We start from the raw sequence: 26,369 nt of genomic DNA, 5'->3' as shown, positions 1-26,369 counted from the left end.
TGCCATCGGCCGCGCAAATGGGAGATTCCCTCCTTGCGGAACACCGCGGCCAGGATGTGTGCCAATGGGCAAGACCCCGGTGATTGCGATCGTGGACGACGACGAAGGCGTTCGCACCTCGCTCACGAGCCTGGTGCGTTCGCTCGGCTATGAGGCGCATGCCTATGAATCCGGGGTCGATTTCCTGCGGCAACCGCCGGGAAACGATCCGGAATGCATGATCGCCGACGTCCAGATGCCGGCCATGACCGGTGACGAGTTGCAGGCGCAGCTGGTTGCCTCTGGCCGCCGTTTCCCGATCATCTTCATGACGGCGTTTCCCAGCGAGACCGTCCGCCAGCGCGTGATGGCGGCAGGCGCGCATTGCTATCTCGGCAAGCCCTCGAGCGGCGACGAGATCATCCGCTGCCTCGAAGAAGCGCTGGCGGGTGACGCAACGCATTAGTCGCCGTGTCATGAGCGCGCCGGCCAGATGCCCAACGTGCATTCCGGCAATCAGATTGATGGCCCGGAAATACCGGCCATAGCGCAAGCTTCATAATCGCGCGACGTCACGACATTGGCGGTACCACCTTCGCCGCCGAAGGGATGCTGCGCAATGCAAGTGAACTCCGGCAGTGCCGTCGCCGAGATGCGACCATCGGTCTTCGCCGGCTTTCCGGCGAGTTCCTGGGCTTTCGCGCTGCGGCTCTGGCTGGCAATGCCCATTGAGCTCTATGTGAGCTTTTGGCTTGAGCTCGAATCGCCATCCTCGGCGGCGCTGACCGTCGCGGTGCTGGCGCTGCCCACGCGCGGCCAAGGCATGGAAAAGGCCGGCTACCGGCTGGTCGCGACAGCTATCGGCGTGGCGGCATCGATTGCGATCGCTGGCGTGTTCTCGCAGACCGGCGGTCTGCTGCTGGCGTCGCACCGCAGATCTCGGGCAAGATCGTGGAGCTGCGGGTGGCCGACAACCAGTTCGTCCACAAGGGCGACGTCCTCTACGTCATCGATCCCTTCGACTTCGACGTCGCCGTCCGCATCGACAAGGCGCTAGTCGACCAGCGGGCGGCGGATCTGGAGGTGAAGCAGGCCGAGTTCGACCGTCGCCAGCACCTGTCGGACCTAGCCACAACGCCGGAGGAGCAGCAGATCTTTGCCGGCAATGCAGCGCAGGCGAAAGCTGCGTTCGAGGCTGCGGCGCATCAGCTCGCACAGGCGGAGCTGAACCTGAAGCGGACCAATGTGGTCAGCCCAGTCGACGGCTACGTCACCAACCTGCTGCTGCGCGTGGGTGACTATGCGACAACAGGTGTGAGCAATATCTCCGTCATCGATTCCAACAGCTTCTGGATCGACGGCTATTTTGAAGAGACCAAGATGGCGTGCGTCTGCGTCGGCGATCGCGCGGAGGCGCAGCTCATCGGCTATTCCAGGCCTATCATCGGACACGTGAAGACCGTGACGCGCGGCGTGAGCGTGTCGAACGCCGCGGCCGGCACGCAAGGCCTGCCCAATGTCGACCCGATTTACACCTGGGTGCGGCTTGCACAGCGTGTTCCCGTTCGCCTCGCCATCGACACGGTGCCGGTGGACGTGCCGCTCGTCTCCGGCATGACCGCCACGGTGACGATCCGGCAACCCAGCGCGGATGATCGGCAAAGCTGGACCCGACGCTTCGGTGCTGCGCTGGTGAATCCGATCTTCGACGTGCTCGGCGCTGGCGAGCCACCGCGCCGGGATTGCCTCCAATCTGCGCCCCAACAACCTGCCCAGGTCAGCGCACTTCCCTATGCCCGGGTGCCCCCGATCCCGTCGGCGGCAATGCTCGCGCCGGGTCTCACGCCCGGCATCGATGCTTCGCCTCGGCTGCCCTGAATAAAGACGCCGCACAACAATCCTAAATCGAAGCCGCACGCGTGACGAGAGATTGGATTCCACGCAAGCCATTGATTTACTTGCGTAAACATCCGCCTTGCGATCTCCGGCCGCAGCCGCTGCATTCGCAAAATCTAACACGATTTAAGCAACTCTAACGAGCCTTGTGACGTCTTCAGACCTATCGTTCGACATGGACGAATGACAGCTGCAGTCGCGGCGGCAGTTGTATCAAGGACGGGACGAGCGATGTTCACCGAAATGCAAGCGGCGGGCGCCCGGTTGACGTATCAACCCAGCCCGCACGAACCGGATCTTCCTCGGGACCCCCGCGCATTTCCCCACGAGCGACGATGGCGCCAGCCCGAGCGACGAACTGGCAATGGGCGCGAGGACATTATGATCTCGCGTTGGACCTCCACGCAGACGACGATGTGGCGGGAGGAAGCGACGACGCCTGCCGACCGCTACTTCTTCGCCATCGCCCTGAAGACGACTCGCCTCAAGCTGACCAGAGGCGCCCTAACCCTATTCGACGGCATCATGCCTGCCGGCACGCTCTATGTCGGCGCGCCGTCGAAGCTGCTTAGCGCACAGTTCCATGCGCCATGCGATTTCCTGCACTTCCACGTTCCGGCCAAATGTCTGCCGTCGCTGGGAACGGGAAAGCGATCGGTCAGGTCCGACGAGCTGAACGACCTCATTCTGCTGCGCGACCCGTTCGCCGACCAGCTCGCAAAGGCGCTGACCGAGCGTGACCATCTGGTCGATCCGGACTTCGCGCGCTGCATCGCTCAAACCCTGGCAATGCATCTGGCCCGGCGCGAAGTCCCACGCACGAAGGTCAACGCTCTGCCGAAATGGCGTCTGCGCCGCATCGAGGACTATGTCAGGACGCATTTCGACCACTGCATCAGCCTATCGGACCTTGCCGGCGTCGCGGGGTTATCGCGGATGCATTTTGCGGCGCAGTTCCGGGCCGCAACCGGATATCGGCCGCGCGAATACCTGCTGCATCAGCGCATCGAGCAGGCGAAAACCCTGCTGCTGAACTCCGAGACGTCCCTGGCCGAGGTGGCGTTGGCGGTCGGCTTCTGCACGCAGGCGCATTTCTCCACCGTCTTCAAGCGGATTACGGGGAATACCCCGGCTCGCTGGCGATGCGCCAGCCGGAACGCGCTGGTCTCGCCGGCGCCGGCCGGCGACGATCCAGCTTCGGGACGCAAGGCCGTGTCTCACGTTCTTCCGGCTACGCTGTCGTGAATCATGCGAAATGAGAAACAACCTTCTTACTTGAAATACTTCCTCCACCCGATCGGCGATGCTGCAGGTGTTAGTGACTAAGACCCCAAGTCACGGCTCGCGCCTTTCCTCCCAGGCCTACGAGCATTAGGGCCGTCCTCTTCCCCAAGGAGGACGGCCCCCTTTTTTTCGGCGGCTCGCGCGCGACGTTCGAGACCTGAAGGAATTGACGGAATGGTCTAGTCGCCGAGATGACGCGAAAGCCAAGTGCGCACACCCTCAAGACTCCTGAAATCATCCAGCGAATGTGCCGGCAGATCGGGCCGGATGCCCCTGACCATCGCGCTCAGCGCATGTCCCGGCCCAAGCTCCAGGAACGCCGTGGCGCCCGCCTCCAGACAGGCCTGCAGGCAGCTCTCCCATTGCACGGTTTGCGAGATCTGCGCGGCGAGCTTGTCGAGACCGGTTTCCGCGGAAGCGATGGGCGCGCCGTCGATGCCGCTCAGGACACGCGCACCGCCGGCCGGCGGGAACTCCACACATGCTGATCGCAGGATGTCGCGAAATTCGGCCGATGCCGCAGCGAGCCGTTGCGTGTGGGAGGCGACCTCGACAGGCAGATCGACGATTCTTGGCCCATGCATCGCCCTTGCAGCCACGGCGATCCCGTTCAACGCCTCGCGGCTGCCGCCGATCACGAAGGCATCGCCCGGATTGACGATGGCGATCGCCGCACCGTAGCGCTCGCAAAGCCGGTCGACGTCGCCGCGCGAGAGTCCGCGCACAAAGACCAGTCCGTCGCCGGCGCGCGTGGCCGCATCCATGGCTTCTGCCCGGCGCGCCACGATGTTGAGCGTATCCGGTGGTTCAAACAGACCGCCGACGCCCCAGGCCGCGACCTCGCCGACACTATAGCCTGCGACGATGGCGCCGTTCGGAATGGAAGCTGCGAGCGCTGCCGACGCGGCCAGCGCCTGCAAGGTGCATAGGATCTGGCCGGCGCGGTTGCGATGCAGAGCTTCATCGGTTTCGCTGCGCACGAACGCGCGCGGATCGCTGGCGCCCAGCAATGTCGCCGCGTGCGGAAACAGGTGCGCAGCCTCCGGCACATCGCCGGTCAGAGCGAACATGTCGCGGTGCTGCCTGCCTTGTCCCGCACACAGGATCGCCAGCGTCATGGTTGCGGCCTAGCTAGGAAAGAGCATGGCAATCGCGATCGCCAGCGTGATCGCACTCACGCCAGTGCTCGCGATGACCACGGAGCCCACCGTCGCGGAATCCAACCGATAGTTGACGGCAAACAGGATGCCGAAAAAGCCGGAGGGTACCGCGGCAAGCAGAATGGCCGTCCTCGCGGTATCGGGCGAGATCGGGACGACATGAGTGACTGCAATGGCAGCGAGCGGCCGAACGATGTCCGCAGTCACCGTTGCGGCTGCGACCTTCAAGTTCAGCTGGAACCGGTGCGCCGACAGAATCGCGCCGGTCAGGAACAGGGCGACGCCCGCGGCCGAGCTGCCGATCAGCGCGAGGCACGCATGGGCGAGCGCATCAAGGCTGACATTCGATAGCGAGAACATGATGCCGAGCGCGGGGCGCGAGCACCACGGGCTTTGTGATTGCGCGGCCGATGGCGGTCAGGATCTGCCGTAACGCCATGTTTTCGCCGCGCGCCTTGGCGGTGTCCATTTCCGCGATGATCAGGGTCACCGGGCTGATCAGGATCGAACCGGTCGCCAATGCGACGGCGACTGGAACGACTCCGGCCGGTCCGACGATGGAGGTCAGGATCGGAAGACCGACGCCAGCAAGATTCGGGAAGCCGATCGTCAATGCCTGGATCGACGCATCGGGCCGCGAGACCTTGGCCAGGCCGCGCGCGGCAAGATACCAGGCGACATAAAGCAGCGCCATCGTCACGGCCAGGACGATGAAGAGCGGAATCTGCTCGATCATTTCCTTGCGCGGCGCAGATGCGGTCGCCGCGAACAGCGATGCCGGCACGGCAAAATCCATCACCAGCGCATTGAGCGCATCGACGTGGAGATTGTCGACGATATGAAGCCTGCCGGCGGCATATCCCAGCAGCAGGACGAAGAACACCGGCACCAGCGCCATCAGGATTGCATTGGACATCAGCGCTCCGCTCCCTCTTCGGCACCGACGAAGAGCGACATGGCGAGCAGGTCTGCCGATCCACCGGGGCTGAGACGGCGGGCCACGAAACTGTCATGGATCGATCGCGCGCGTTCACGCCATCCCGCCGCACGCACGCCGCCGGCCTCGATGAACTGGCGCGCCGCGCGGTGTGCGAAGCGAAGCCCGTCGAGCCCGCCCCGATGCAACAGGTTTGTGTCTTCGACGGACGCGATCAGCGCAAAGCAGGCCTCGACCCGGGCAGCTTCCGCGTCCCCTGGCACGGCTGACATAGCCCTCCGCAAGGCGGGCAAGCCGATCCGGTAGATGCTGGGAAATCCACTCGCCGCCTCGAGACTGGCGCCGCCCGCATGGAAACGGCGCCGTACGGCGCGGCCGTGGCTGTGCAGCAGCAGCGGACCATCGATGATACCGGCGCCCCAGCGGCGAGCCACGACGTCGCCGAGCGGCAGGACCGGATCGGCCAACCCGCCGGCCCGCGCACCGGCCGCCGCACACAACAGGCCGAGCCCGAAGATCGCGCCGCGATGCGTGTTGACGCCGTCTGTCGCTGCAAACATCGCCCGCTCGGCGTCGAGACCGATGATCCGCAACCGTCCCATGCCGCAACCGCGCGCGCCCGCCTCGGCAAGGGATTGCAGATAGGGCTTGATCGCCTCGGCGCTCCGTCGAAACGTACCCGCATCCATGTCGTCGTGACTGCCTTTGTCGACATGACTCACCAGCCCCGGCTTCGGCCAGGTTTCCAGCTCCATGACGAGACAATCGGCAGCGAGATCGCCGATGGCCGAGACATCGGGCGCAGGTCGCGCCCGGCGTGGAGCCAGCGGTTCAGCGCCACGCAAGGCTGCGGTGATCATGATCCCGTCGCTCCCGAGATGAACTGGTCCCTGTTCAGAAGGGCCACGCCGTCGAGGCTCTTGACCAGAAGCTCGCTCGCACCTGCATAGAATTCGCGCCAGTTCACCGCCGCGCCATCGGCGCGCATCAGCTCGCCATCGAGCCGCATCGGGGCTTCGATCTCGATCGCCGCCAGATCGGCGACAAGGCGATCCAGGTCGGTTTCGGGTCGCGTCTCGAACAGGAGGTCGAGATCCGAGCTCGCGGTGACGTAGTCAAGCCCGGTCATCGCCTGCCATGCGAGGCTGCCGAACGCGCGCGCGGGCGTCGAATGCCGAAGCGCGAGCTCCTCGAGCCGATCGAGCGTGGGCCGCCAGCACGGCGGCGCGGACGCATGCGCCTTCCTCAGCGACGGGGGTCTCGCAACCGCGATGATGTCATCGCGCCCGGCGAGAAAGGAGAGCCGCTTCTTGCCGGCGGACGGGGGCAGCGGCAAGCCCAGCGCGAGACCGGTTGCCTCGGATGGCAGCGCACGCCGCCTGATTGTCGGCCATCCCAGTTCTGCCCAGTAAAGGACGAGGGGATCGCACGCGAGTTCGCCATGCGGTTCGAGCATCGCGCGCCAACCTTTCGGGCTGACGAAGACGAGGTCGTGACGACCGGCCGGACGCTCAGCGGATTTGCAGGGCGAGATCACGAACACGCTCCACAATATCGGCCGCCTTCGGCCGGCCACCCCGCGCCTTGCCGAGCGCATCGCGTCGATCATTCACCGCCGGCATATCAGCGAGCAGCGCCTCTAATTGATCGACGAGTGGAGCGGCATCGCTCCAGATCATGTGGATGGCGCCCATCTGCTCGAGATTGGACAGACCAGGGGCGAAGACCGGCGTCGATTCCGCCTTCTCCTCCAAGGCTTCCATCGACAATTTGGTCACTTTCGCCATCGATGGCAGGTCCATCACCGCGGGGCTGGCGCCGGGCAGTCCGACCAGCACGCGGGTGGCAAGGCCCGTTGCAAGCAGGGCCCCTGCGGCCGAGTGGCCGTAGAGAATGCCGATGGTCGGGCGTCCGTGCATGTCGGCATGGATCAGCACCTTCGCCAGATGCGCCAGGAATTCGTTGAGCCCGAGCAGTTCGTCGCGCTTGCTCATACGCTGACTGTCGCTGTCGACCAGCACCAGGATCGGTCCCGTGTCCCGATCGATCGACTCCAGGACATGCCGGGACAGCCTGAGCGCCTCGTCGACGCCAAGCGCGGTCCGATCTGTAACGCCGATGACGAGCATTCTGCCGCCGGCGCGCAGTTTTGCCGAACCGGCGATGACCCCGCCATCTTTCCTGATCTGATGGCCGTCGGGAAACAGCGAAGCGATAATCTCATCGAGCGTCACGGCTGGCCCTCCCGATCCTGTTGGCAAGCGCAATGAACTGATCGGCCGGCAATTCCGGCACCGCCTCTGCATGCGCAATGCCTTCGGCGGTCCAGATGTCGATGGCGTCCTCGCAAGCACCGAAGCGGCGCAACCGGTCCGCAAGCCGCACCTGCTCTGCTTTCAGCCGATCGAGATCGAAGGCCCCGATCGAGCCGATTAGTTCGAGCGCGGCCTCGCGAAAATCCTGCACCGTGTCGTCGGCAAAGACATCGGCCGCGCCGAGCAGCCGCCGATGCTTGCCGCCCATGGTGCGCCAGACCAGCGCCCGGTCGCGCGAGTCGAACTCCTCGACGCCGCGATTGGTCTCGATCACCTCGGGGCCCGAGACCGCGATGCGCCCGGGCTCCGACACGGCGAGCGCGGAGCAGCAGCCGGCGATCAGGCCGCCGCCGCCATAGCAGCCGGAGCGCCCGCCGATCAGGCCGATGATTTTCACGCCGGCGTTTCGTGCCTCCATCACCGCGCGCATGATCTCGGCGATGGCGAGCTCGCCGGCATTGGCCTCCTGCAAGCGGACGCCGCCGGTGTCGAACAGGATGAGGACCGGGATCGTGCCGATCTCGCGCGCCGCGCGCAGCAGCCCAGTCAGCTTGGCGCCGTGCACTTCGCCGAAGGCGCCGCCCATGAAGCGTCCTTCCTGCGCGGCGACGAACACCGGCGCGCCATCCAGGCGGCCGTGGCCGATGACGATGCCGTCGTCGAACTGCTCGGGCAGATCGAATATCTTCAGATGCGGACTGATCTCGCGCTGCTCCGGCCCGATGAACTCGACGAGGCTGCCGGCATCGAGCAGCAGCTCCAGCCGTGTGCGCGCCGACGCCTCATTGAAGCTGGTGCTGCGGGCCCGTTCGGCCGGCGCAATGTCCTTCGTGGCAATCATTGGCCGTTCTCCGCGATCAGTCGCACCGCCTGCGCCAACCGAAGCGAGACCGTGTCGGGACGCGCGCCGCCGTCGTTGATCGAGAACTTCAGTCCGCCAGGCGAAAAGCGCTCGACGAAGTCGTCGACAACGGCGGTCCAGACGTCGCCGAAGCCAACTGCCGCGGTCCTGACCACGACGGAGCATTGCGCATCCGGCAACACGCGCTCGACCAGCACTTCCAGATTGCCCGAGGCGACTACGCCGACAAGGGCGCTCTGCCTAGTGCCATCCGCACGGGCGCGAACCTGGTGTTGAAAGCTGAGATCTTCCATGATCCGTCCTCACCAGTTCCTGAACTTCGATGGCGGCGCATAGAGCCCGCCCGACCAGCGTACGAGATCCCTGATCGACCGCGCCGCCAGCAGGCTGCGGTCCGCATCGAGCGGATTGATGCCGAGATCCTCCGGGCGGCAGATCACGCCGCACTCGCGCAGACGCGCCACCATGGCATGATCCCGCCTTCGGCCGACGTCGGTGTAGCCGGCGACACCGCGGATCGCCTGCTCGCGCTCCAGCGCGGTGCGGCAAAGCAGGAGGTTGGCCACGCCCTCTTCAGTGACGATGTGCGTGACGTCGTCCCCATAGATCATGACTGGCGCGAGATCGAGCTTCAGCTTCTCCGCAAGCTCGATCGCATCGAGCTTCTCGACGAACAGCGGTACGTTCTTGTCGCCAAAAGTCTCGCCAATCTGCACCACCAGCTTGCGGCCGCGGCGCATCAGGGCCGAGCCGTCGGGATCGGCCTCCGCCCCGGCCTTCAGCCAGGGCTCGCTCGGGTGGCGCCGACCGCGCGCATCCGCCCCCATGTTCGGCGCGCCGCCGAATCCGGCGATGCGTGAGGCGGTGACGGTCGACGAATTTCCCTGCAGATCGATCTGCAGCGTCGAGCCGATGAACATGTCGCAGGCATAGAGCCCGGCGGTCTGGCAAAAGGCGCGGTTGGACCGCAGCGAACCGTCGGGGCCGGTGAAATAGACGTCGGATCGGGCGCGGATGTAGTCGTCCATGCCGACCTCCGAGCCGAAGGAGTGGATCTGCCGGACCCAACCAGACTCGATCGCAGGAATCAGCGCGGGATGCGGATTCAGGGCGAAATGCGTCGCGATCCTGCCCTTCAGTCCTAACCGCTCGCCGTAAGTCGGCAGCAAGAGCTCGATCGCGGCCGTGCTGAAGCCGATGCCGTGATTGAGCCGCTGCACGCCATAGGGCGCATAGACGCCCTTGATCGCGAGCATCGCAGTGAGGATCTGGCCTTCGGTGATCGCGGCCGGATCGCGGGTAAACAATGGCTCCACGAAGAAGGGCTTGTCCGATTTGACGATGAAATGGACGCGGTCCGCAGGGATGTCCACCCGCGGAACCTGGTCGACGATCTCGTTGACTTGGGCGATCACGACGCCGTCCTTGAAGGCCGTCGCCTCCACGACGGTCGGCGTGTCCTCGGTATTGGGGCCGGTATAGAGGTTCCCCTCGCGATCGGCGCTGGCGGCGGCGATCAGCGCAACATGCGGCGTCAGATCGATGAAGTAGCGGGCGAACAGTTCGAGATAGGTATGAACTGCGCCCAGCTCGATCTTGCCGCCGAAAAGCATGCGCGCGATGCGGGCCGATTGCGGCCCGGAATAGGCATAGTCGAGCTTCTTCGCGACACCTCGGTCGAACAGGTCCAGATGCTCCGGGAGAACGACGCCTGACTGCACCATGTGCAGATCGTTGACCTTGGAGCGATCGACGGCGAGCAGCGCGCGGCTGAGCAGATCGGCCTGCTTCTGGTTATCGCCCTCCAGGCAGACCCGGTCACCGGACCGGAGCACAGCCTCGAGCAGGCGGGTGGCGTCCCGGGCTTCAACGACCTTGCCACGGGCCAACGCGGCGCCCGCTGCGATGCGGGCATCACGCGCCACGCGGTTGTTCTGCCAGCTCGTCATGGCCTTTGCTCCTCGCGACTGGCGCCGGTCGTCTCAATCGGTTGATGGAAACTTTCGGGATAGGCAGTCAGGCCGGCGGGAGTGCTGTCTCTCCCGCCGTCCTTCCCTTCGCCGGCCGTGCGTCAGGACCGGCAAAATAGGTCATCAGCGCGCGGCCTGCTGATCAAGGCTGCGTGCGGCCCGCGTGATGACGGCTGCCACTTCCTTGGGATGCGACTCGTAGACGGAGTGGCTCGCGCCCGGGATGACGGTGGTGTGGCTCTTGGCACGCTCGTAGTACCAGCGCTCCAGATCGGGATTGATGATCTGGTCGCTGCCGGCAACGATGCCCCAGCTCGGCTTGGTCTTCCACGCCGCCGCCGTGAGCGGCGTGCTGAACACCTGTGCCGCAGCCGGAACCTGGGAGCGTGCGACGAACTCGGCGCGCTCACGCGGCAGATCGGGCGCGAACAGCTTTGGGAATTGCACGGGATCAAGATAGGTGAACTTGTCGGGCGTGACCTTGATGACGCCTTCGGTCTTTCCAAGCACGCTCGGCGTCTTCTTGCCCAGCGCCGATTCGTCCTCGCCGACGTCGGGGGCGTGCGCGGCGACGTAGACGAGGCCGACGACGCTCGGATGAACGCCTGCTTCGGTGATGATCGAGCCGCCGTAGCTGTGGCCGACGAGAAGCGTCGGGCCGTTCTGGAGATCGAGAATCCGCTTCGCCGCCGTGACGTCATCGGCGAACGACGTTTCCGGTTCCTGGACCATGGTGACGTGGAAGCCTTCCTTGGTCAGGATCTCGTAGACCGGCTTCCAGCCGGACGCATCCACCCAGGCGCCGTGCACCAGGACGATGTTCTTCAGGGGCTCCGCGCGCGCCGTGTCGACGGTCGCGAACAGCGAAAGGGCGGCGGCGAAGGCGAGGCAGGCGCTATGAGGTTTCATGTCGGGATCACTCCGGGTTGGAATGGTGCGACACTAGGTCGAGACCGGTCCCACGTATTTCCGCAAATAACTGTCCTTGCCACTTCGCACGCCCGGACACATCGATCGTGGCAATGATCCCTCGCGATTCTCGAGAACGCGACCTAGCTATGCGCGCATCCCGCATGCACAGGATCGAACCGATGACATCCACCGCAAAATTCCCTATCGCACTTCTCATTCTGCTGTGCGCCGCATCGTCGGCCCTTGCAGGCACCTGCGCAGACGAGATTGCTCGCACTCAGGTGCAGCTGGATCGTGCCATTGAGAAGGATGCCGGCTCCCACGGCTGGAAGCCGGAGAGCCTGAACGCGCTGCGCAGCCATCAGCCGACGCCCCGCTCCCTTGCCGAAGCCGAGAGCGGTGACGGCGTCGATTTCACGGTTGCGTTGGATTCGCTTGATCGTGCTCGTGCCGCCGATCACATCGGTGACATGCGCGCGTGTCGCCGGGAACTGGCCCACGCGCGGGCCATTCTGAGATAGCGAAAGCAAAAGTTAGAACCACGCCGCGCTGCTGCCAATGCCGCGCGGCCGCTTGATCGTGCGACAGAGGGCGCAGCCGTCCGAACGCAAACACCTCTTGTGTTCGTGCAGGCCGGGAGTGGGACGTGCTTTCTGGAAATACCCGCGCTCGCACACCTTTCTAAGGTTCGACGGCATTCAGCCGGAGCAATCGTCCATGCGGGACCAGCATTCACCGAACCATGTCGTAGGGACATCAGGATCGCACCGGCTCGCCGCGATGCGTCCAGGCATGCTGCTCGCAGCCGGCCTTTGGCTCGTGTCGGCTGCGGCAATCGCTCAGACGGCGATGCCGGGAATGCAACCCTCCCCCGGGATGCTTCCGACGTCGCCGCTCAACACGCAATCGACCCGGCCCGTGGGTATCCCGCTGGGATCGACCGAGATTGCAACGCCCGGCACTTCGCCACTCAATCCCGGGCAAGACATGACGAACTGTCCGACATCGGCAAATTCCGCTTCGCCAGGCGCATTATTCGATGGTGGCGGATTTGCCGGCACCTCGTCGACTGCTTGCACCGGCAACATGACCACTCCGTTGCCGCTGTCCTCGCCAACCACGGTCGGACGCGTCGGAATTCCATTGGGCGCCACCGAGCTCGGCGGTGCCGGAATCAGCCCGTCCGTTCCAGTGCCAAGCCCCGCCCCTACCGACAGCACGACCTCGATCAACGGCATGCCGTCGATCAACGGCGCGGGCCTTCCCTGACATCATCGAGGATCATCACCGTGAAACGCCCCCTCACCATTGCGCTCGTCGCTTTCGCCGCCATCGGCGCCGGATCAGGTTTGTGGTTCTTCGCGGACCGCAAGCCGGTGGTGGCGGCCATGCCCGTTTCGATGCCCGCTGCCGTGCCGGTGGTCGCTGCCGCCGTCACGGGCAGGGACGTTCCGATCGATCTGAGCGGCATCGGCACGGTGATCGCCTACAACACCGACGTGGTGCGCAGCCAGATCCAGGGGCAGATCGTCAAGATCGCCTTCACCGAGGGACAGGCCGTCAAGGCCGGCGACCTGCTCGCCCAGATCGATCCGCGCCCCTATGAGGCTCAGATCGAGCAGCTGACCGCCAATCGCGACAGGGACCAGGCGCAGCTCGCGAACGCCGAGGCCAATCTCTCGCGCTACAACAAGCTCGGCGACAAGGGCTATGCGACGCCGCAATTGATCGACACCCAGACGGCCCAGGTAGCTCAGCTCAAGGCAGCCGTGAAGGCCGACCAGGCGCAGATCGACCAGGCCAACGTCCAGCTCAGCTACACGCGCCTGACCTCGGCCATCCCCGGCATCACCGGCGTCCGCCAGATCGACGTCGGCAACGTGATCCATCCGACCGATCCCAATGGCCTCGTCGTCGTCACCCAGATCGAGCCGATCTCGCTACTCTTCACCTTGCCGCAGACAGACCTGCCGTTGATCCAGGAGCACGCCGCCAAGGGCACGCTGAAGGTCATCGCCTACAGCCAGGACAACAAGATGAAGCTGGACGAAGGCAAGCTGCTGCTGGTCAACAACGAGATCGCGGGAACGACGGGCACCGTCCAGCTCAAGGCGGAATTTCCCAACCGTGAGCACCGACTGTGGCCGGGGCAGCTCGTCAACGCGCGTCTGCTGCTGGAGGTGCGGAAGGATGCGCTGACAGTGGCCGGCTCGGCGGTCCAGCAGGGCCCGAACGGCAGCTACGTTTATGTGGTGTCCCCTGACCAGACGGTCGCCTTGCGACCGGTTCACGTCGCGCAGATCAGCGATGGTCAGGCGCTGATCGACCAGGGGCTGAAATCGGGCGACGTCGTCGTGGTCGACGGTCAATACCGGCTCACCGAGGGAAGTCGCGTTCACGAACTGCACGGCAAGGCCGCGCGTGAGGCGGACCTGCAGAGCGCCGTGCAGGACGCAATCCCATGAACCTCTCTGCGCCCTTCATCCTGCGGCCGATTGCAACCGCCCTGCTGATGGCAGGCCTGCTGTTGCTCGGCCTTGCGGCCTATCCCTTGCTGCCGGTCGGCGCGCTCCCGAACGTCAACTACCCGACGATCCAGATCTCGGCGCAATTGCCGGGTGCAGACCCAGGGACCATCGCCTCATCTCTCGCGACGCCCCTCGAACAGCAGCTCAGCCAGATCCCGGGCGTCACCCAGCTCACTTCGTCCAGCGCCCTCGGCGTCGCCCAGCTCACGGTGCAGTTCGAGCTCTCGCGCACGGTGGACAGCGCCGCCGTCGATGTGCTCGCCGCCATCAACGCCGCCAGCCCCTTCCTGCCGCCGAACATCCCCTACCCGCCGACGATCCGGAAGGTGAATCCCGCGGAGACGCCGATCATGCTGATCGCGCTGACCTCGGATTCGCTGCCGCTGACCACGGTGGACGCCTATGCAGAAAACATCCTGCTGCCCAAGATCTCGCAGGTTCCGGGCGTGGGCCTCGTCGGACTTGGCGGCCAGCAGAAGCCCGCGATCCGCATCCGCGTCAATCCGCAGGCGCTTGCCGCCCGCGGCATCGGCCTCGAAGACGTCCGCAACGTGATTGCCGGCGCCAATGTCGATCTGCCCAAGGGCACGCTCAACAGCCCGCGCGTGACGTATACGCTCAACACCAATGATCAGCTGCTCAAGCCCTCGGCCTATGAGGATCTCATCATCGCCTATCGCAACGGCTCGCCGGTGCGATTGCGCGACGTCGGTACCGCGATCGAAGCGCCCGAAAACGATCTCCTCGCAGGCTGGTACGGCAAGGACCCCGCCATCATTCTGGCCGTCCAACGCGTTCCCGGCGCCAACGTCATCGAGACCGTCGACCGGGTCAAGAAGCTGCTGCCGCAGCTGCAAGCCTCCGTTCCGCCGGCGATCAAGGTGACGATCGCGGCCGATCGCACCGCCACCATCCGCGCCGCCGTCTCCGACGTCCAGTTCACCCTGCTGCTGACGGTCGCCTTGGTGGTGATGGTCATATTCTTGTTCCTGCGGAATTTCTGGGCCACCGTCATCCCGGCGATCACCGTTCCCCTGGCGCTGATCGGGACATTCGCGATCCTCTATGTGCTCGGCTACAGCCTCGACAACCTCTCGCTGATGGCGCTGTCGATCGCCGTCGGCTTCGTGGTCGACGACGCCGTGGTGGTCATCGAGAACATCGTCCGCCATCTCGAGCAGGGCATGACGCCGATGGAGGCGGCGCTCAAGGGCTCCAGCGAGATCGGCTTCACGATCGTCTCGATCACCTTCTCGCTGATCGCGGTGTTCATCCCGCTGTTCCTGATGGGCGGCTATGTCGGCAAGCTGTTCCAGGAGTTCGCCATCACGATCACGGCCTCGCTGCTGCTATCGCTGATCATCTCGCTCACGCTGACGCCGATGATGTGCGCGCGCCTCCTGAAGGACAATTCGCGCAGGAAGCACGGCCGGCTTTACCTCCTGTTCGAGTGCGGCTTCGACGCCCTGCTTGCGCTCTATGCGCGGGGCCTTCGCGTCGTGCTGCGCCATCGCTTTGCGACACTGCTCGTGATGCTCTCGACGATCGCCCTGACCGGCTATCTCTACGTCATCATCCCCAAGGGCTTCTTCCCGCAGCAGGACACCGGGCAGATCGTCGGCATCACCGAGGCCGCCCAGGACATCTCCTTCCCGGCCATGTCCGAACGCCAGCAGGCCATCGTCGGCATCCTCTCGAAGGATCCGGCCATCCAGTCGGTGGCCAGCTATATCGGCCCTGGCGGCCCGACGGCGACGCTCAATCAGGGCCGCATCTTCATCGTCCTGAAGCCGAAGCCCGAACGCAAGGCCAGCGCCGACGAAATCATCAGCCGGCTGAGACCGCAGCTCGCCCACATCCAGGGCATCACGCTCTACATGCAGGCGGCCCAGGACATCACCATCGGCGCGCGTCTGTCGAAGGCGCAGTATCAGTACACGTTGACGGACGCCGATTCCAACGAGCTCACCCACTGGTCGGCGATCTTCCTGGAGAAGCTCCGCGCGCTCGACATCATCACCGACGTCGCGAGCGATCAGGCCGATGCCGGTCCGAGACTGCAAGTCACCGTCAATCGCGAAGTCGCCTCCAGCTTCGGCATCCTTCCGACGACGATCGACAACGCCCTCGACGACGCCTTCGGCCAGCGCATCGTCTCCACCATGTTCACCTCGCTGAACCAATATCACGTCGTGATGGAGGTCAATCCCAAGTTCCAGTATGGCCCCGAGGCGCTCAAGGACATCTACCTGAACTCGGCCAGCGGCCAGCAGGTCCCGCTCAGCACGCTGGTTCACAGCGTCATTGAGCCTGCGCCGATCCTGATCAACCATCAGGGCCTGTTTCCCTCCGTCACGATCTCGTTCAACCTGCGGCCCGGCGCTGCACTCGGCGATGCCGTGGCGGCGGTCCAGAAGATCGAGAAGGAGACCGGCAAGCCGGCTTCGCTCTCGACCTCATTCCAGGGCAATGCGCAGGCGTTCCAGTCGTCGCTATCAGGCACGCCGCTTTTGATCGGGGCGGCACTGATCGTGATCTACATCATTCTCGGCGTGCTCTATGAGAGCCTGATCCATCCGATCACGATCCTGTCGACGCTGCCATCCGCCGGCATCGGCGCACTGCTGCTGCTGCTCGCGGTCCACACGGACCTCAGCGTCATCGCCATCATCGGGATCATTCTCCTGATCGGCATCGTCAAGAAGAACGGAATCATGCTGGTCGACTTCGCCCTCGACGTGGAGCGCCAGCACGGGCTGAGCCCCGAGGAGGCGATCTACCAGGCCTGTACGCTCCGCTTCCGTCCAATTCTGATGACGACGATGGCGGCACTGCTTGGCGGCGTACCTCTGATGCTCGGCACCGGCACCGGCGCGGAATTGCGCCAGCCGCTCGGCTACACCATCGTCGGCGGCCTGATGCTCTCGCAGATCCTGACGCTTTACACGACGCCCGTGGTCTATCTGTATCTCGATCGGCTCGGCAACTGGTTCACTGGACGCACGGCGGAAGCGAGCGAAACGCCCAGCCCTTCCCAGACCAACGCAGAGACGGGATTGACCCACGAATCCGCTTGAGGTGATCCGACCGCGGCGTCGTGCGTTTTGGCAAAGAACCTGCGGAAACGCAAAAGACGGCTCTTCCGCACTGCGGTAGACGTCCGCGCATGACGTCCGAACGCCTGGATGGCCCCCACCGCATACAGCTCCGGCGATGGTGGCACCGCGTGCTGCCGACCCAAACCGGGCAGAATCGCGTTCTCCTGTGGGCCTGGGGCAGCGTCGCCTTGAGCCTGTTGACGCTCGCCTGCTTGCTGCTCGAATACGATTTCACGGTGATCGCCGTCGCTGCTTTTCTCGCTGCGACGCTGACGCTCGTCACGGCGGTCATGGACATCGCCGCCCGGAACAAAGCGATCGCCGAACTGGAGCGGAGCGAGCAACGTTATCGCCAGCTGTTCAGCCGCATGCCGATCGCGCTCCGGCAGCTCGATGCCACCAAGCTTGTGGTGCTGTTCCGGAAGTTGCGCGCCGAAGGGGTCGAGGATCTCGGCAGCTATTTCGACGCCCATCCCGATTTCCTCAAGATCTGCATGGAGGCACTCTCATTTCAGGAGGCCAACGAGCGGGCGATCCAGATGTTCGGCGGCGATTACGCCGGACGCTCCATGGCCGACACCTGGCGGGAGCGGCCGGATACGTTCCGGCGGGCCATGGAATCCCGCTTTCGCGGCGAGACGAACTTCGAGGAGGAGACCAGGATGGTCACCTGGGACGACCGCGTCCTCGATGTCCTCTTCACGACGGCGCGCGTCGGTCCCGTCAATGATCTCGAACTGAGCCTGGTCGGCACGATCGACATTTCCCAGCGCGTTCGCGCCCAGGAGAGACTCCGGCAGGTACAGGCGGAGTTCGCGCATGCTGCGCGGATCTCGATGCTCGGCGAGCTCACCGCCTCGATCGCCCACGAGGTCAACCAGCCGCTGGCTGCCATCACGACCAATGCCGCGGCCGGCCTGCGCTGGCTGAACAGGCCCAATCCCGATCTGGCCGAGTTGCGCAAGGTGATCGAGAACACGGCCACGGATGCCAGACGCGCCGCGAGCATCGTGGCGCGCGTTCACGGGATGGCGACGCGAAAGGCGCCGGAGCGGATCCCGCTCTCGCTCGACGGCGTCGTTCGGGAGGCCATGCTGTTCCTCCGGCATGAGCTGGAGTCTCACGACGTCGCAATCCAGCACCGCCCCGGTCCGGCAACGCCGCTTGTGCTGGGCGACCGCACGCAGCTTCAGCAGGTGATCGTCAATTTGGCGATCAACGCCATGCAGGCCATGATCCAGGCCGGCACGGAGAGCTGCCGGATCGTCATCACCACCACTTCTCCCGATTCGGGCACAATATGCTGCTCCGTGGAGGACAACGGCCCGGGCATCGACACCGAGCATGTAGGCCGTCTCTTCGACAGCTTCTTCACGACCAAGGAGAGTGGCATGGGCATGGGCCTGCCGATCTGCCGCTCCATCGTCGAAGCACATGGCGGCCGGATCAATGCCGAGGGCAAAGGTGCCGAGGGCGGCGCACGGTTCTGGTTCACGCTGCCGATCTCCGGCTCGACGCATCCGGGCTGATCGGAAGCAAAGGCGGATCGACGCCGTCCGGCCTATTGCTCGGGCACAGCGCCGCTCGAGCGCACTAGGCGGATCGGGACACCCTTGAACGACGGTGTGAAGCTCATGGGATCGTGGGCATAGAGCGGCACCAGCGGATTGGTCTCGGGATAATAGGCCGCACAACAGCCGGCCGGAAACGAATGGCCGACGACCCGGAAGTTGCGCACGATGCGCTCGACGCCATCGGTCGATTCCGTGATGAGGTCCACGCGGTCGCCCTCGGCAAAGCCGCGCTTCTTCATCTCATATTCGTTGAGGAACACCACGTCGCGCTGCCCGAAGACGCCGCGATAGCGATCGGACATCGAATAGAGCGTCGTGTTGTACTGGTCGTGGCTGCGGATCGTGCTGAGCCACAGGAAATCGGGATCGCATTGCTCTGGATCCTCGCCGCAGCCCTCGAACACCAGGAAATTGGCCTTGCCCGATGGCGTCATCCAGATCCGCTCCCTCGCCGTCGAGGTGAGATGGAAGCCGCCGGGAACGCGGATCCGCGCGTTGTAGCCCTGGAAGATGGGGAACACCGCCTCGATGGCATCGCGAATGCGGTCGTAATCGGCAACGAACCCATCCCAGTCCACCACGGTGCGGTCGCCGAGCGTCGCCTTGGCGACCCCGGCAACGATCGCGACCTCGCTGAGCAGATGCTCCGACGCCGGCGTGTTGCGGCCGCCCGAAGCGTGAACCATGGACATGGAATCTTCCACCGAGATGGACTGCGGTCCCGTCGCCTGGACATCGATCTCGGTGCGGCCGAGACAGGGCAGGATCAGCGCGGCCCGGCCGTGAATCAGATGGCTGCGGTTCAGCTTGGTGGAGACATGGACAGTCAGGTCGAGCTTGCGCAGTGCGGCCTGCGTCGCCTGCCAGTCCGGAATGGCGGCGGCAAAATTGCCGCCCATGGCGAAAAAGACCTTCACCTCGCCGCGGATCATGGCCTCCAGGGCCGTCACGACGTTGTGTCCCGGCTCTGACGGCGGCTTGAAGCCGAAGTGGCGTTCGAGCCGCTCGAGAAAATCCGCCTTGGGGACTTCCGTGATCCCCACGGTGCGATCGCCCTGCACGTTGGAATGACCGCGAACCGGACAGACGCCGGCGCCCTCACGCCCGAGATTGCCGCGCAGAAGTGCGAGATTGGCGATCTGCTGCACGTTGTGCGCGCCGCGCTGATGCTGGGTGATGCCCATGCCATAGACGAGAATGGCGCGCTCCGACTTCATATAGGCGTTGGCGGCGTAGTCCATGTCTTCGCGCGTCAGGCCGGACTGGCGTTCGATGTCGGGCCATTGCGTCCGCTTGAGGTCATCGATCAGCGCTTCGATGCCTGTGGTGTGCCCACGAATGAAGTCCCAGTCCAGGGTCTCCGGCTGGTCGGCGCCGCGAGCCGCTTCGTCGGCCTCGACCAGGATCTTCATGATGCCCTTGAGGACGGCGACGTCACCGCCGACACGCACCTGGAATAACTTCGAGCTGATCTTCGTCGACGTCAGCGTGATCATCTCGACGGGGCTCTGCGGCGCCTGGAAACGCTCGAGCGCCCGTTCGCGGAACGGATTGAAGGAGATGATCGAGGCGCCGCGGCGCGAGGCATTGCGCAGGCTCGTCATCATCCGCGGGCTGTTGGTGCCCGGGTTCTGGCCGAAGATGAAGATGCAATCGGCCTTGTCGAAATCCTCCAGCAAAACCGTGCCCTTGCCGACGCCGAGCGATTGCGGCAGGCCGACGCTGGTCGCCTCGTGGCACATGTTGGAGCAGTCGGGAAAGTTGTTGGTGCCGTATTCACGAACGAACAGCTGGTAGAGGAAGGCGGCCTCGTTCGAGGTCCGTCCGGACGTATAGAAATCCGCCATGTTCGGATCCGGCAGCGCCTTCAGCTCGCGGCCGATCATGTCGAACGCATCGCTCCACGTGACCGGAACGTAGCGGTCGGATGCGGCATCATAGGCCATGGGATGGGTGAGCCGTCCGACCATTTCGAGATCGTAGTCGCTCCAGGTCGACAGCTCGGTGACGGTATGCTCGGCGAAGAACTCGGGCGTGCATCGCTTGGATGTCGTCTCCCAGGCGATCGCCTTGCCGCCGTTCTCGCAGAACTCGAATGACGAGGTATGCTTCGGATCGGGCCAGGCGCAGCCTGGACAATCAAAACCCTGCGGCTGGTTCATGCGGCTCAGTGTCGCCGCGCCCTTCACCGGCACCCGCTGCACCAGCAGAGCTTCGCTGAGCGCCTTAAGCGCCCCCCAGCCTCCGGCAGGCTCATGATAGGGACGAACCGATTTCCTGGTCATCGACGATATCTCTGAATGTGACGTTCCCCTCGCAGTTAAGGATCGTAGCCTCCCTGGCGTCTTTTCAAATCGGACTTCGAATTTCGCGATTGCACAGCTTTGGTCCCGCCGAGGCCGATAGTGCATTCCGGAAAAAACATCGTCGTTCGCGGAAGCTGGGCGGGCAGGGTGAAACTAGGCTGCGACGCTGGAGTCTCGCTGGAGGCTCAACATGCATTGAGGAGCGACCAACATGTTTTCACGACGAGAATTGCTGGCCATGTCGGCCGCGGGTGCTGCAATGGTCAGCTCGGGTGCGCAAGGCGCGACCTTCGGCAATCCGGACGAGCCGCCGCAAGGTGCGATCAATACCAAGAACGCCAGCAGCCTGAGCGATCCCGGACCGCAAAATCCGGCTCTTGCGAAGCAATTCCCCTCGGCGCAGACGCCGCCGGCGACCGATGTCGGCGGCCTGCCGATGAACTGGGCCTCGTTCAACAACGCACCCAGGCGCATCCAGAACGGCGGCTGGGCCCGCCAGGTCACGGTCGTCGACTTCGCGATCTCGAAGGAGATCTCCGGCGTCAACATGCGGCTGTCCGCCGGAGGCATCCGCGAGCTGCATTGGCATCAGGCAGCCGAATGGGCAATCATGACCTACGGCGGCTGCCGCATCACCGTGCTCGACGTCCAGGGGCGGCCGTATGTGGCCGATCTCAAGGCCGGCGACCTCTGGTACTTCCCGCCCGGCGCGCCCCACTCCCTGCAAGGGCTTGGTCCCGACGGCTGCGAGTTCGTGATCTGCTTCGACGATGGCCACGCCAACGAGTTCAATACGCTGCTGGTGACGGACTGGCTCGCCCACACGCCGCCGGAGGTGCTGAGCAAGAACTTCGGCGTGCCGGCCGAAACCTTCGGCAAGATTCCGCTGCACAATCTCTGGATCTTCCAGGGCACGGTCCCCGGCGATCTCGCAGCAGATCGTGCCGCCGTCGCAGACACGCCGAAGCACCGCCCTACCCCTTCGTCTACTCGCTGGGCAGCTCGGCTCCGCTCAAGGAGAGCGCAGCGGGAAGCATCCGGATCGCCGACAGCAGCAACTTCAAGGTGGCAACCACGGTTGCGGCGGCGCTGGTGACGATGCCTCCGGGCGCGGTCCGGGAGATGCACTGGCATCCGAACGCGGACGAATGGCAATACTACATCTCGGGCCAGGCGCGGATGACGGTGTTCGATACCGGACCCAACGCACGCACGACGGATTTCTCCGCGGGCGATATCGGCTACGTCCCGCGCAACCTCGGTCACTACGTCGAGAACGTCGGCGATACCGACGTGCAGTTCGTCGGTGTCTTCCGCGCCCCGCGCTACGAGGAAGTCTCGCTCTCCAACTGGCTGGCGCATACGCCGCCGAGGCTGGTCGCCCAGCACCTCAACATCGACGAGAAGCTGATCGCGCAATGGCCGGACACCAGTCCGGGCGTCATGCCAAAGACCTGAATGAAAAGGCGCCGGAACCGGCGCCTTTTTCTTTGCCTGTTGGAAGATGCCTGTCGCTCGGATCAAGCCGCCGCAATGGCGGCTTTGCACGTTGTCCTGCTTCTGACGGTCAATAGCGGACCGATTCCGAATCGAACTTGCCCTTGAAGACGCGGAAGCCGATCGCGACGTAGATCAGCATCAGCGGGAAGACGACGAGGCCCGCTCCCCAGAACATGAAGGCGAGGCTGGCATGAGGTGCAGCGGCTTCGTCGACGGTGATGGCGAAGGGAACCATGTAGGGCCAGAACGAGAGCGCCAGCGTCCCGAACGCCGACAAGAAGATCAGCGAGACCATGTGGAATGGCCAATAATCATCGTGCCGCAGAATGCTGGAGGCGAGCATGCAGGCAGCCCCCGCACCGATCGCCGGAAAGACGAACAGATAAGGCCGCTCGATCCAGCGGTGCAGGATCGGCAGGTGCTGCAACAGCGCGTGAGCGAAGACGAGGATCAGGAACAGCAGAACGCCGGTCGCCAAGACCGGAATCTGGCTCCGCGCCAGGTCGCGAACCGCGCCGTCGCGCTTGCGCACCAGCCAGCAGGCCCCAAGCAGCGCATAGCCGAGGCACAGGCCGATGCCGCATAGCACCGAGAACCCGCTCAACCAGCCGAATACGCCGCCGGCGTACTGGCCGTCGATGATCGGCAGCCCCTGCACGAGCGCGCCGACCATCACGCCTTGCATGAAGGTCGCGACCAGCGAGCCGCCGCCGAAGCCGAGATCCCAGATCCAGCGTGAGCGCTGCGACTTGGCGCGGAATTCGAACGCAACCCCGCGCAGGATCAGCCCCAGCAGCATGAAGATGACGGGGATGTAGAAAGCCGAGAGCACCGTCGCATACACGACCGGAAACGCACCCCACAGAACTACACCCGTCACTACGAGCCAGGTCTCGTTGCCATCCCAGAACGGCGCGATCGCGCCCAGCATGGCCTGCCGGCGTGCTTCGCTGTTCGGCAGCAGAAACAATATTCCGACGCCGAGATCGAAGCCGTCGAGCAGAAGGTAGATCAGGATGCTGATAGCCAGCAGAGCAACCCAGAACGTCACCATGGTCATTCTCCAGCCTGAGCGCAGTTGCCGCCCGGAAGCAGCGGCCGGTCAGCAAGCGACATCGGCCGGTTGGGCATGGCGGGCGCATGCACGACCTTATCGTCGAGCCCCGCCGGACCGGCGCGCAACAGCCGGTAGATGTAGTAGGTCCCGAACGAGAAGATGAAGGCGTAGACCGCGACGAACATGATCAGCGACGTCGTCGCCGCGGCCGCCGTCAGGAACGGCGTCACCGCGTCTGCGGTGCGCAGCACTCCGTAGACCGTCCACGGCTGGCGCCCCACTTCCGCGGTGTACCAGCCGGTGAGGATCGCGATCCAGGGCAGCGGAAAGCTCAGGAAAATGCCCCAGAGCAGCAGGCGGTTTCGCTCGAGGCGATGCTTGAAGCTGAGCCAGGTGCCAAGCCAAGCAACACCTAACATCAGGAGGCCGCAACCGACCATAATACGGAAGGCGAAGAACGGGATTGCCACCGGCGGCCGGTCCTGCGGCGGAAAGCTGGTCAGGCCGACCTCCTTCGAGCTCAGGCTCATGCTGCCGATGATGCTCCCGAGCACTGGAATCGAGATCGCATATTTGTTCGACTCGGTGCTGGAGTCGGGGATCGCAATCAGCACCTCCGAAGCAGGCTGCTCGTCGTGCCAGCGGGCCTCGATCGCGGCAAACTTGGCCGGCTGATAATCGTGGACGTAGTCGCCGACGAGATGCCCGATGAAGAGCTGCACGGGAAGCAGCACCGCCGCGAGCGCAAGACCCATGCGCAGCATCACATGCGCCTCGGCGCGATAGGTCCGCCGCAACAAGTACCACGCTCCCGTCGCCGCGACGCAGAACGCACCCGTCAGGTATGATGCGAGCAGCATGTGCGGAAACCTGACCCAGACCACCCTGTTGAAGATGATCTGCATCCAATCGTCGGGCACGAACTGCCCATTTTGCATGACGTAGCCGGTCGGCACCTGCATCCAGCTGTTGTTGACCATGATCCAGAACGCCGACAGCGTGGTGCCAAGCGCTACCATGGCGGTCGAGAACAGGTAGAACCAGGGCGGCACCCTGGTCCGCCCGAAAATGAGGATGCCGAAGAAGCTCGCCTCCAGCATGAAGGCCGTGAACGTCTCGTAGGCCAGAAGCGGTCCCTGGATCGGCCCGGACATCTTCGAGAGCACGCTCCAGTTCGTCCCGAACTGGAAGCCCATCACGACGCCCGACACCACGCCCATGCCGAAGGCGACGCCGAAGATCTTGAGCCAGAACTCGAACAGGGTCCGGTAGACCGGCTTGCCGCTATGGAGGTGCATCGCCTCCAGCACCGTGAGCCATGCGGCAAGCCCGATGGTGAAAGCCGGGAAGATGATGTGAAACGAGATGGTGAAGGCAAATTGCAGCCGCGACAGGAGAAGCGCCGTCGGGTCCATCGGAGTCCCCCTGTCTCAGGCTCGTTTCACGGCCAGCGGCGTGCGCTCGGCCGGATGCTGGATGTCGGCGATCTCGAGCACTGCCGCTGTGGCCGAGCGGATCTGGCGGCAGAACTCCGCATCATCGATCAGCGACGCGCCATAGGACGGGACGATCTTCTTCAGCTTCGGCAACCAGGCGCTTGCGGTCAGCTCTCCGGCGAAGCACTTCTCCAGCACGCTGATGGCGATGAACGCCGCGGTGGAGGCGCCCGGCGATGCCCCAAGCAGGGCCACCAGCGAGTGATCCTCGGCACCGACGAGCTCGGTGCCGAATTCGAGCAGTCCGCCCCGCTTGACGTCGGGCTTTATGATCTGGACGCGCTGGCCTGCGACCTGCAACCGCCAATCCTTCGGATCGGCCTTCGGGAAATATTCATCGAGCGCCGCAAGACGGTGATTCTCGGACTGCAACACCTGCCCGACCAGATATTCGGTGAGATCGAAATTGTCGCGCGCCACCGAGAGCAACGGCTCGACGTTGGCGGGACGGATGGATTCGAACAGGTCCAGCAGCGAGCCGTGCTTGAGGAACTTGCTCGAGAAACCCGCATAGGGCCCGAACAGCAGCGAGCGCCGGCCGCCGATCACGCGCGTGTCCAGATGCGGCACCGACATCGGCGGCGAGCCGACCGCGGCCTTGCCGTAGACCTTGGCGTGGTGGCGCTCGTTGATCGCGGGGTCGTCGCAACGCAGCCAGATCCCGCTGACGGGAAAGCCGCCATAGCCGCGTCCCTCCGGGATGCCTGATTTCTCCAGCAGTGGCAGCGCACCGCCGCCGGCGCCGATGAAGACGAACTTCGCGAGGACCGAGCGCGTCTCTCCGCTTTCGATGTCGCGCACCTCGATCCGCCAGCGGCCACCCTGCTCGCGCACGAGATTGGTGACGCAGCTCTTGTAGTGCACGGCGCAGCCGGGCTGGCTGACGAGGTGACCAACCAGCAGATGAGTCAGCGCGCCGTAGTCGACGTCGGTACCGGAAATGATGCGCGTTGCGGCAACCGGCTCATCGCCGCTGCGGCCGTCCATCACCAGCGGCGCCCATTCGGCGATCTGCCGGGGGTCCTCGGTATGCTCCATGCCCTCATAGCAATGATGGGAGGACATCGCCGCGAACCGCTTCCGCAGGAATGCGACATTCTCTGCGCCATGCACGAAGCTCATATGCGGCACCGGATGGATGAAGGCCCGCGGATCGGCGATCGCGCCCTTCTCGATCAGGTAGGACCAGAACTGCCGGGACAGGTCGAACTCGACATTGACCTCCAGCGCCTTGGAGATGTCGACGGAGCCGTCGGGGCGTTGCGGCGTGTAGTTCATCTCGCAATTTGCGGCGTGCCCGGTGCCCGCATTGTTCCAGGAGTCCGAGCTTTCCAGCGCGCAATCGTCCAGCATCTCGAGCATCTGGATCGTGAGCGACGGCTCCAGCTCCTTGAGCAGGACGCCGAGTGTGGAGCTCATAATGCCTGCACCGATGAGCACGACGTCGGTTTCGTGGTCGGAAGTCACTTGCATGGCGTTTCTCTTCGTTGGATGT

Annotated in this window: 22 protein-coding genes and 3 pseudogenes; 9 read left to right on the top strand and 16 right to left on the bottom strand. The window is 64.5% G+C overall.

The genetic code is table 11. The features are described from left to right. Positions 1-64 precede the first annotated feature (64 nt). On the top strand, positions 65-445 hold the full coding sequence (locus LPJ38_RS12975) for a response regulator transcription factor (protein ID WP_167520745.1): 381 nt from the start codon (positions 65-67) through the stop codon (positions 443-445). 50 nt (positions 446-495) lie between these two features. Here the strand turns inward: LPJ38_RS12975 and LPJ38_RS12970 are convergent, their stop codons facing one another. Further along, the gene (locus tag LPJ38_RS12970) at positions 496-708 is read right to left on the bottom strand and encodes a hypothetical protein (RefSeq protein ID WP_145641583.1); all 213 of its coding nucleotides are present in this window, start codon (positions 706-708) and stop codon (positions 496-498) included. Between LPJ38_RS12970 and LPJ38_RS12965 the strand changes: the two are divergent. The 3 genes and pseudogenes from LPJ38_RS12965 to LPJ38_RS12955 all read left to right on the top strand — a co-directional run. Then, a pseudogene (locus LPJ38_RS12965) lies at positions 632-904 on the top strand (FUSC family protein); the annotation flags it as partial. The gene LPJ38_RS12970 and the pseudogene LPJ38_RS12965 overlap by 77 nt on opposite strands. Then, positions 886-1,857: pseudogene (locus LPJ38_RS12960) on the top strand (HlyD family secretion protein); the annotation flags it as partial. The pseudogenes LPJ38_RS12965 and LPJ38_RS12960, both read left to right, overlap by 19 nt. A gap of 249 nt (positions 1,858-2,106) precedes the next feature. Next, entirely contained in the window at positions 2,107-3,120 is a 1,014-nt protein-coding gene (locus tag LPJ38_RS12955; RefSeq protein WP_145641587.1) for a helix-turn-helix domain-containing protein, read from the top strand. 218 nt (positions 3,121-3,338) lie between these two features. On the opposite strand, the gene LPJ38_RS12950 is transcribed toward LPJ38_RS12955, so the two are convergent. From LPJ38_RS12950 to LPJ38_RS12905, 10 genes are all read right to left on the bottom strand, one after another. After that, the gene (locus tag LPJ38_RS12950) at positions 3,339-4,277 is read right to left on the bottom strand and encodes an acyltransferase domain-containing protein (RefSeq protein WP_145641589.1); all 939 of its coding nucleotides are present in this window, start codon (positions 4,275-4,277) and stop codon (positions 3,339-3,341) included. A 9-nt stretch (positions 4,278-4,286) separates the two neighbouring features. Beyond that, positions 4,287-4,679: an AEC family transporter gene (locus LPJ38_RS12945; protein WP_231088628.1), complete on the bottom strand. Its 393-nt coding sequence runs from the start codon at positions 4,677-4,679 to the stop codon at positions 4,287-4,289. Further along, on the bottom strand, positions 4,651-5,235 hold the full coding sequence (locus tag LPJ38_RS12940; RefSeq protein ID WP_231088627.1) for an AEC family transporter: 585 nt from the start codon (positions 5,233-5,235) through the stop codon (positions 4,651-4,653). Before LPJ38_RS12940 ends, LPJ38_RS12945 begins: the two co-directional genes overlap by 29 nt. Then, positions 5,235-6,116 (bottom strand): triphosphoribosyl-dephospho-CoA synthase MdcB, encoded by an 882-nt coding sequence (gene mdcB, locus LPJ38_RS12935; protein WP_145641591.1) that lies wholly within the window; start codon positions 6,114-6,116, stop codon positions 5,235-5,237. Before mdcB ends, LPJ38_RS12940 begins: the two co-directional genes overlap by 1 nt. Then, positions 6,113-6,793, bottom strand: coding sequence for a malonate decarboxylase holo-[acyl-carrier-protein] synthase (mdcG, locus tag LPJ38_RS12930; RefSeq protein WP_167520746.1), 681 nt, complete (start codon positions 6,791-6,793; stop codon positions 6,113-6,115). The genes mdcB and mdcG overlap by 4 nt, the downstream gene beginning before the upstream one ends. Continuing rightward, entirely contained in the window at positions 6,768-7,490 is a 723-nt protein-coding gene (gene mdcE / locus LPJ38_RS12925; RefSeq protein WP_145641593.1) for a biotin-independent malonate decarboxylase subunit gamma, read from the bottom strand. Before mdcE ends, mdcG begins: the two co-directional genes overlap by 26 nt. Beyond that, positions 7,477-8,412 (bottom strand): biotin-independent malonate decarboxylase subunit beta, encoded by a 936-nt coding sequence (locus LPJ38_RS12920; RefSeq protein WP_167520747.1) that lies wholly within the window; start codon positions 8,410-8,412, stop codon positions 7,477-7,479. The genes mdcE and LPJ38_RS12920 overlap by 14 nt, the downstream gene beginning before the upstream one ends. Beyond that, positions 8,409-8,726, bottom strand: coding sequence for a malonate decarboxylase acyl carrier protein (gene mdcC / locus LPJ38_RS12915; protein WP_145641595.1), 318 nt, complete (start codon positions 8,724-8,726; stop codon positions 8,409-8,411). The genes LPJ38_RS12920 and mdcC overlap by 4 nt, the downstream gene beginning before the upstream one ends. A gap of 9 nt (positions 8,727-8,735) precedes the next feature. After that, positions 8,736-10,382, bottom strand: a complete 1,647-nt coding sequence (gene mdcA / locus LPJ38_RS12910; protein ID WP_145641597.1) for a malonate decarboxylase subunit alpha — start codon at positions 10,380-10,382, stop codon at positions 8,736-8,738. 144 nt (positions 10,383-10,526) lie between these two features. Further along, a complete protein-coding gene (locus LPJ38_RS12905) occupies positions 10,527-11,312 on the bottom strand; it encodes an alpha/beta hydrolase (RefSeq protein WP_145641599.1) in 786 nt (261 codons plus the stop codon). Between the two features lie 182 nt (positions 11,313-11,494). Here LPJ38_RS12905 and LPJ38_RS12900 point away from each other — a divergent pair, with 182 nt between their 5' ends. Further along, positions 11,495-11,836 carry a hypothetical protein gene (locus LPJ38_RS12900; RefSeq protein ID WP_145641603.1) on the top strand — a complete coding sequence of 114 codons (342 nt, stop codon included), beginning with the start codon at positions 11,495-11,497 and terminating at the stop codon, positions 11,834-11,836. A gap of 318 nt (positions 11,837-12,154) precedes the next feature. On the opposite strand, the gene LPJ38_RS12895 is transcribed toward LPJ38_RS12900, so the two are convergent. Then, the gene (locus LPJ38_RS12895) at positions 12,155-12,565 is read right to left on the bottom strand and encodes a hypothetical protein (protein WP_167520748.1); all 411 of its coding nucleotides are present in this window, start codon (positions 12,563-12,565) and stop codon (positions 12,155-12,157) included. Positions 12,566-12,604: 39 nt separating this feature from the next. On the opposite strand from LPJ38_RS12895, the gene LPJ38_RS12890 reads away from it, so the two are divergent. From LPJ38_RS12890 to LPJ38_RS12880, 3 genes are all read left to right on the top strand, one after another. Then, the gene (locus LPJ38_RS12890; protein ID WP_145641605.1) at positions 12,605-13,780 is read left to right on the top strand and encodes an efflux RND transporter periplasmic adaptor subunit; all 1,176 of its coding nucleotides are present in this window, start codon (positions 12,605-12,607) and stop codon (positions 13,778-13,780) included. Beyond that, positions 13,777-16,920, top strand: a complete 3,144-nt coding sequence (locus LPJ38_RS12885) for an efflux RND transporter permease subunit (RefSeq protein ID WP_145641607.1) — start codon at positions 13,777-13,779, stop codon at positions 16,918-16,920. Before LPJ38_RS12890 ends, LPJ38_RS12885 begins: the two co-directional genes overlap by 4 nt. A 149-nt stretch (positions 16,921-17,069) precedes the next feature. Then, positions 17,070-18,470, top strand: a complete 1,401-nt coding sequence (locus LPJ38_RS12880; protein WP_231088626.1) for a sensor histidine kinase — start codon at positions 17,070-17,072, stop codon at positions 18,468-18,470. 32 nt (positions 18,471-18,502) lie between these two features. On the opposite strand, the gene LPJ38_RS12875 is transcribed toward LPJ38_RS12880, so the two are convergent. After that, positions 18,503-20,800, bottom strand: a complete 2,298-nt coding sequence (locus tag LPJ38_RS12875) for an FdhF/YdeP family oxidoreductase (protein ID WP_145641611.1) — start codon at positions 20,798-20,800, stop codon at positions 18,503-18,505. Positions 20,801-21,032: 232 nt separating this feature from the next. Here LPJ38_RS12875 and LPJ38_RS12870 point away from each other — a divergent pair. Continuing rightward, positions 21,033-22,279, top strand: a pseudogene (locus LPJ38_RS12870) (oxalate decarboxylase family bicupin). Positions 22,280-22,388: 109 nt separating this feature from the next. Here the strand turns inward: LPJ38_RS12870 and cydB are convergent. From cydB to mqo, 3 genes are read right to left on the bottom strand one after another with little or no spacing between them, the layout of a single operon-like run. After that, positions 22,389-23,375 (bottom strand): cytochrome d ubiquinol oxidase subunit II, encoded by a 987-nt coding sequence (cydB, locus tag LPJ38_RS12865; protein WP_145641613.1) that lies wholly within the window; start codon positions 23,373-23,375, stop codon positions 22,389-22,391. A 2-nt stretch (positions 23,376-23,377) separates the two neighbouring features. After that, on the bottom strand, positions 23,378-24,793 hold the full coding sequence (locus tag LPJ38_RS12860) for a cytochrome ubiquinol oxidase subunit I (RefSeq protein ID WP_145641615.1): 1,416 nt from the start codon (positions 24,791-24,793) through the stop codon (positions 23,378-23,380). Between the two features lie 15 nt (positions 24,794-24,808). Further along, positions 24,809-26,347, bottom strand: a complete 1,539-nt coding sequence (gene mqo, locus LPJ38_RS12855; protein ID WP_145641617.1) for a malate dehydrogenase (quinone) — start codon at positions 26,345-26,347, stop codon at positions 24,809-24,811. Between the last annotated feature and the right edge of the window lie 22 nt (positions 26,348-26,369).

Source organism: Bradyrhizobium daqingense (assembly GCF_021044685.1).
Classification (GTDB): Bacteria; Pseudomonadota; Alphaproteobacteria; order Rhizobiales; family Xanthobacteraceae; genus Bradyrhizobium; species Bradyrhizobium daqingense.
The sequence above is the reverse complement of the archived record's forward strand: the minus strand, read 5'-3'. Positions and strand labels throughout refer to the sequence as shown.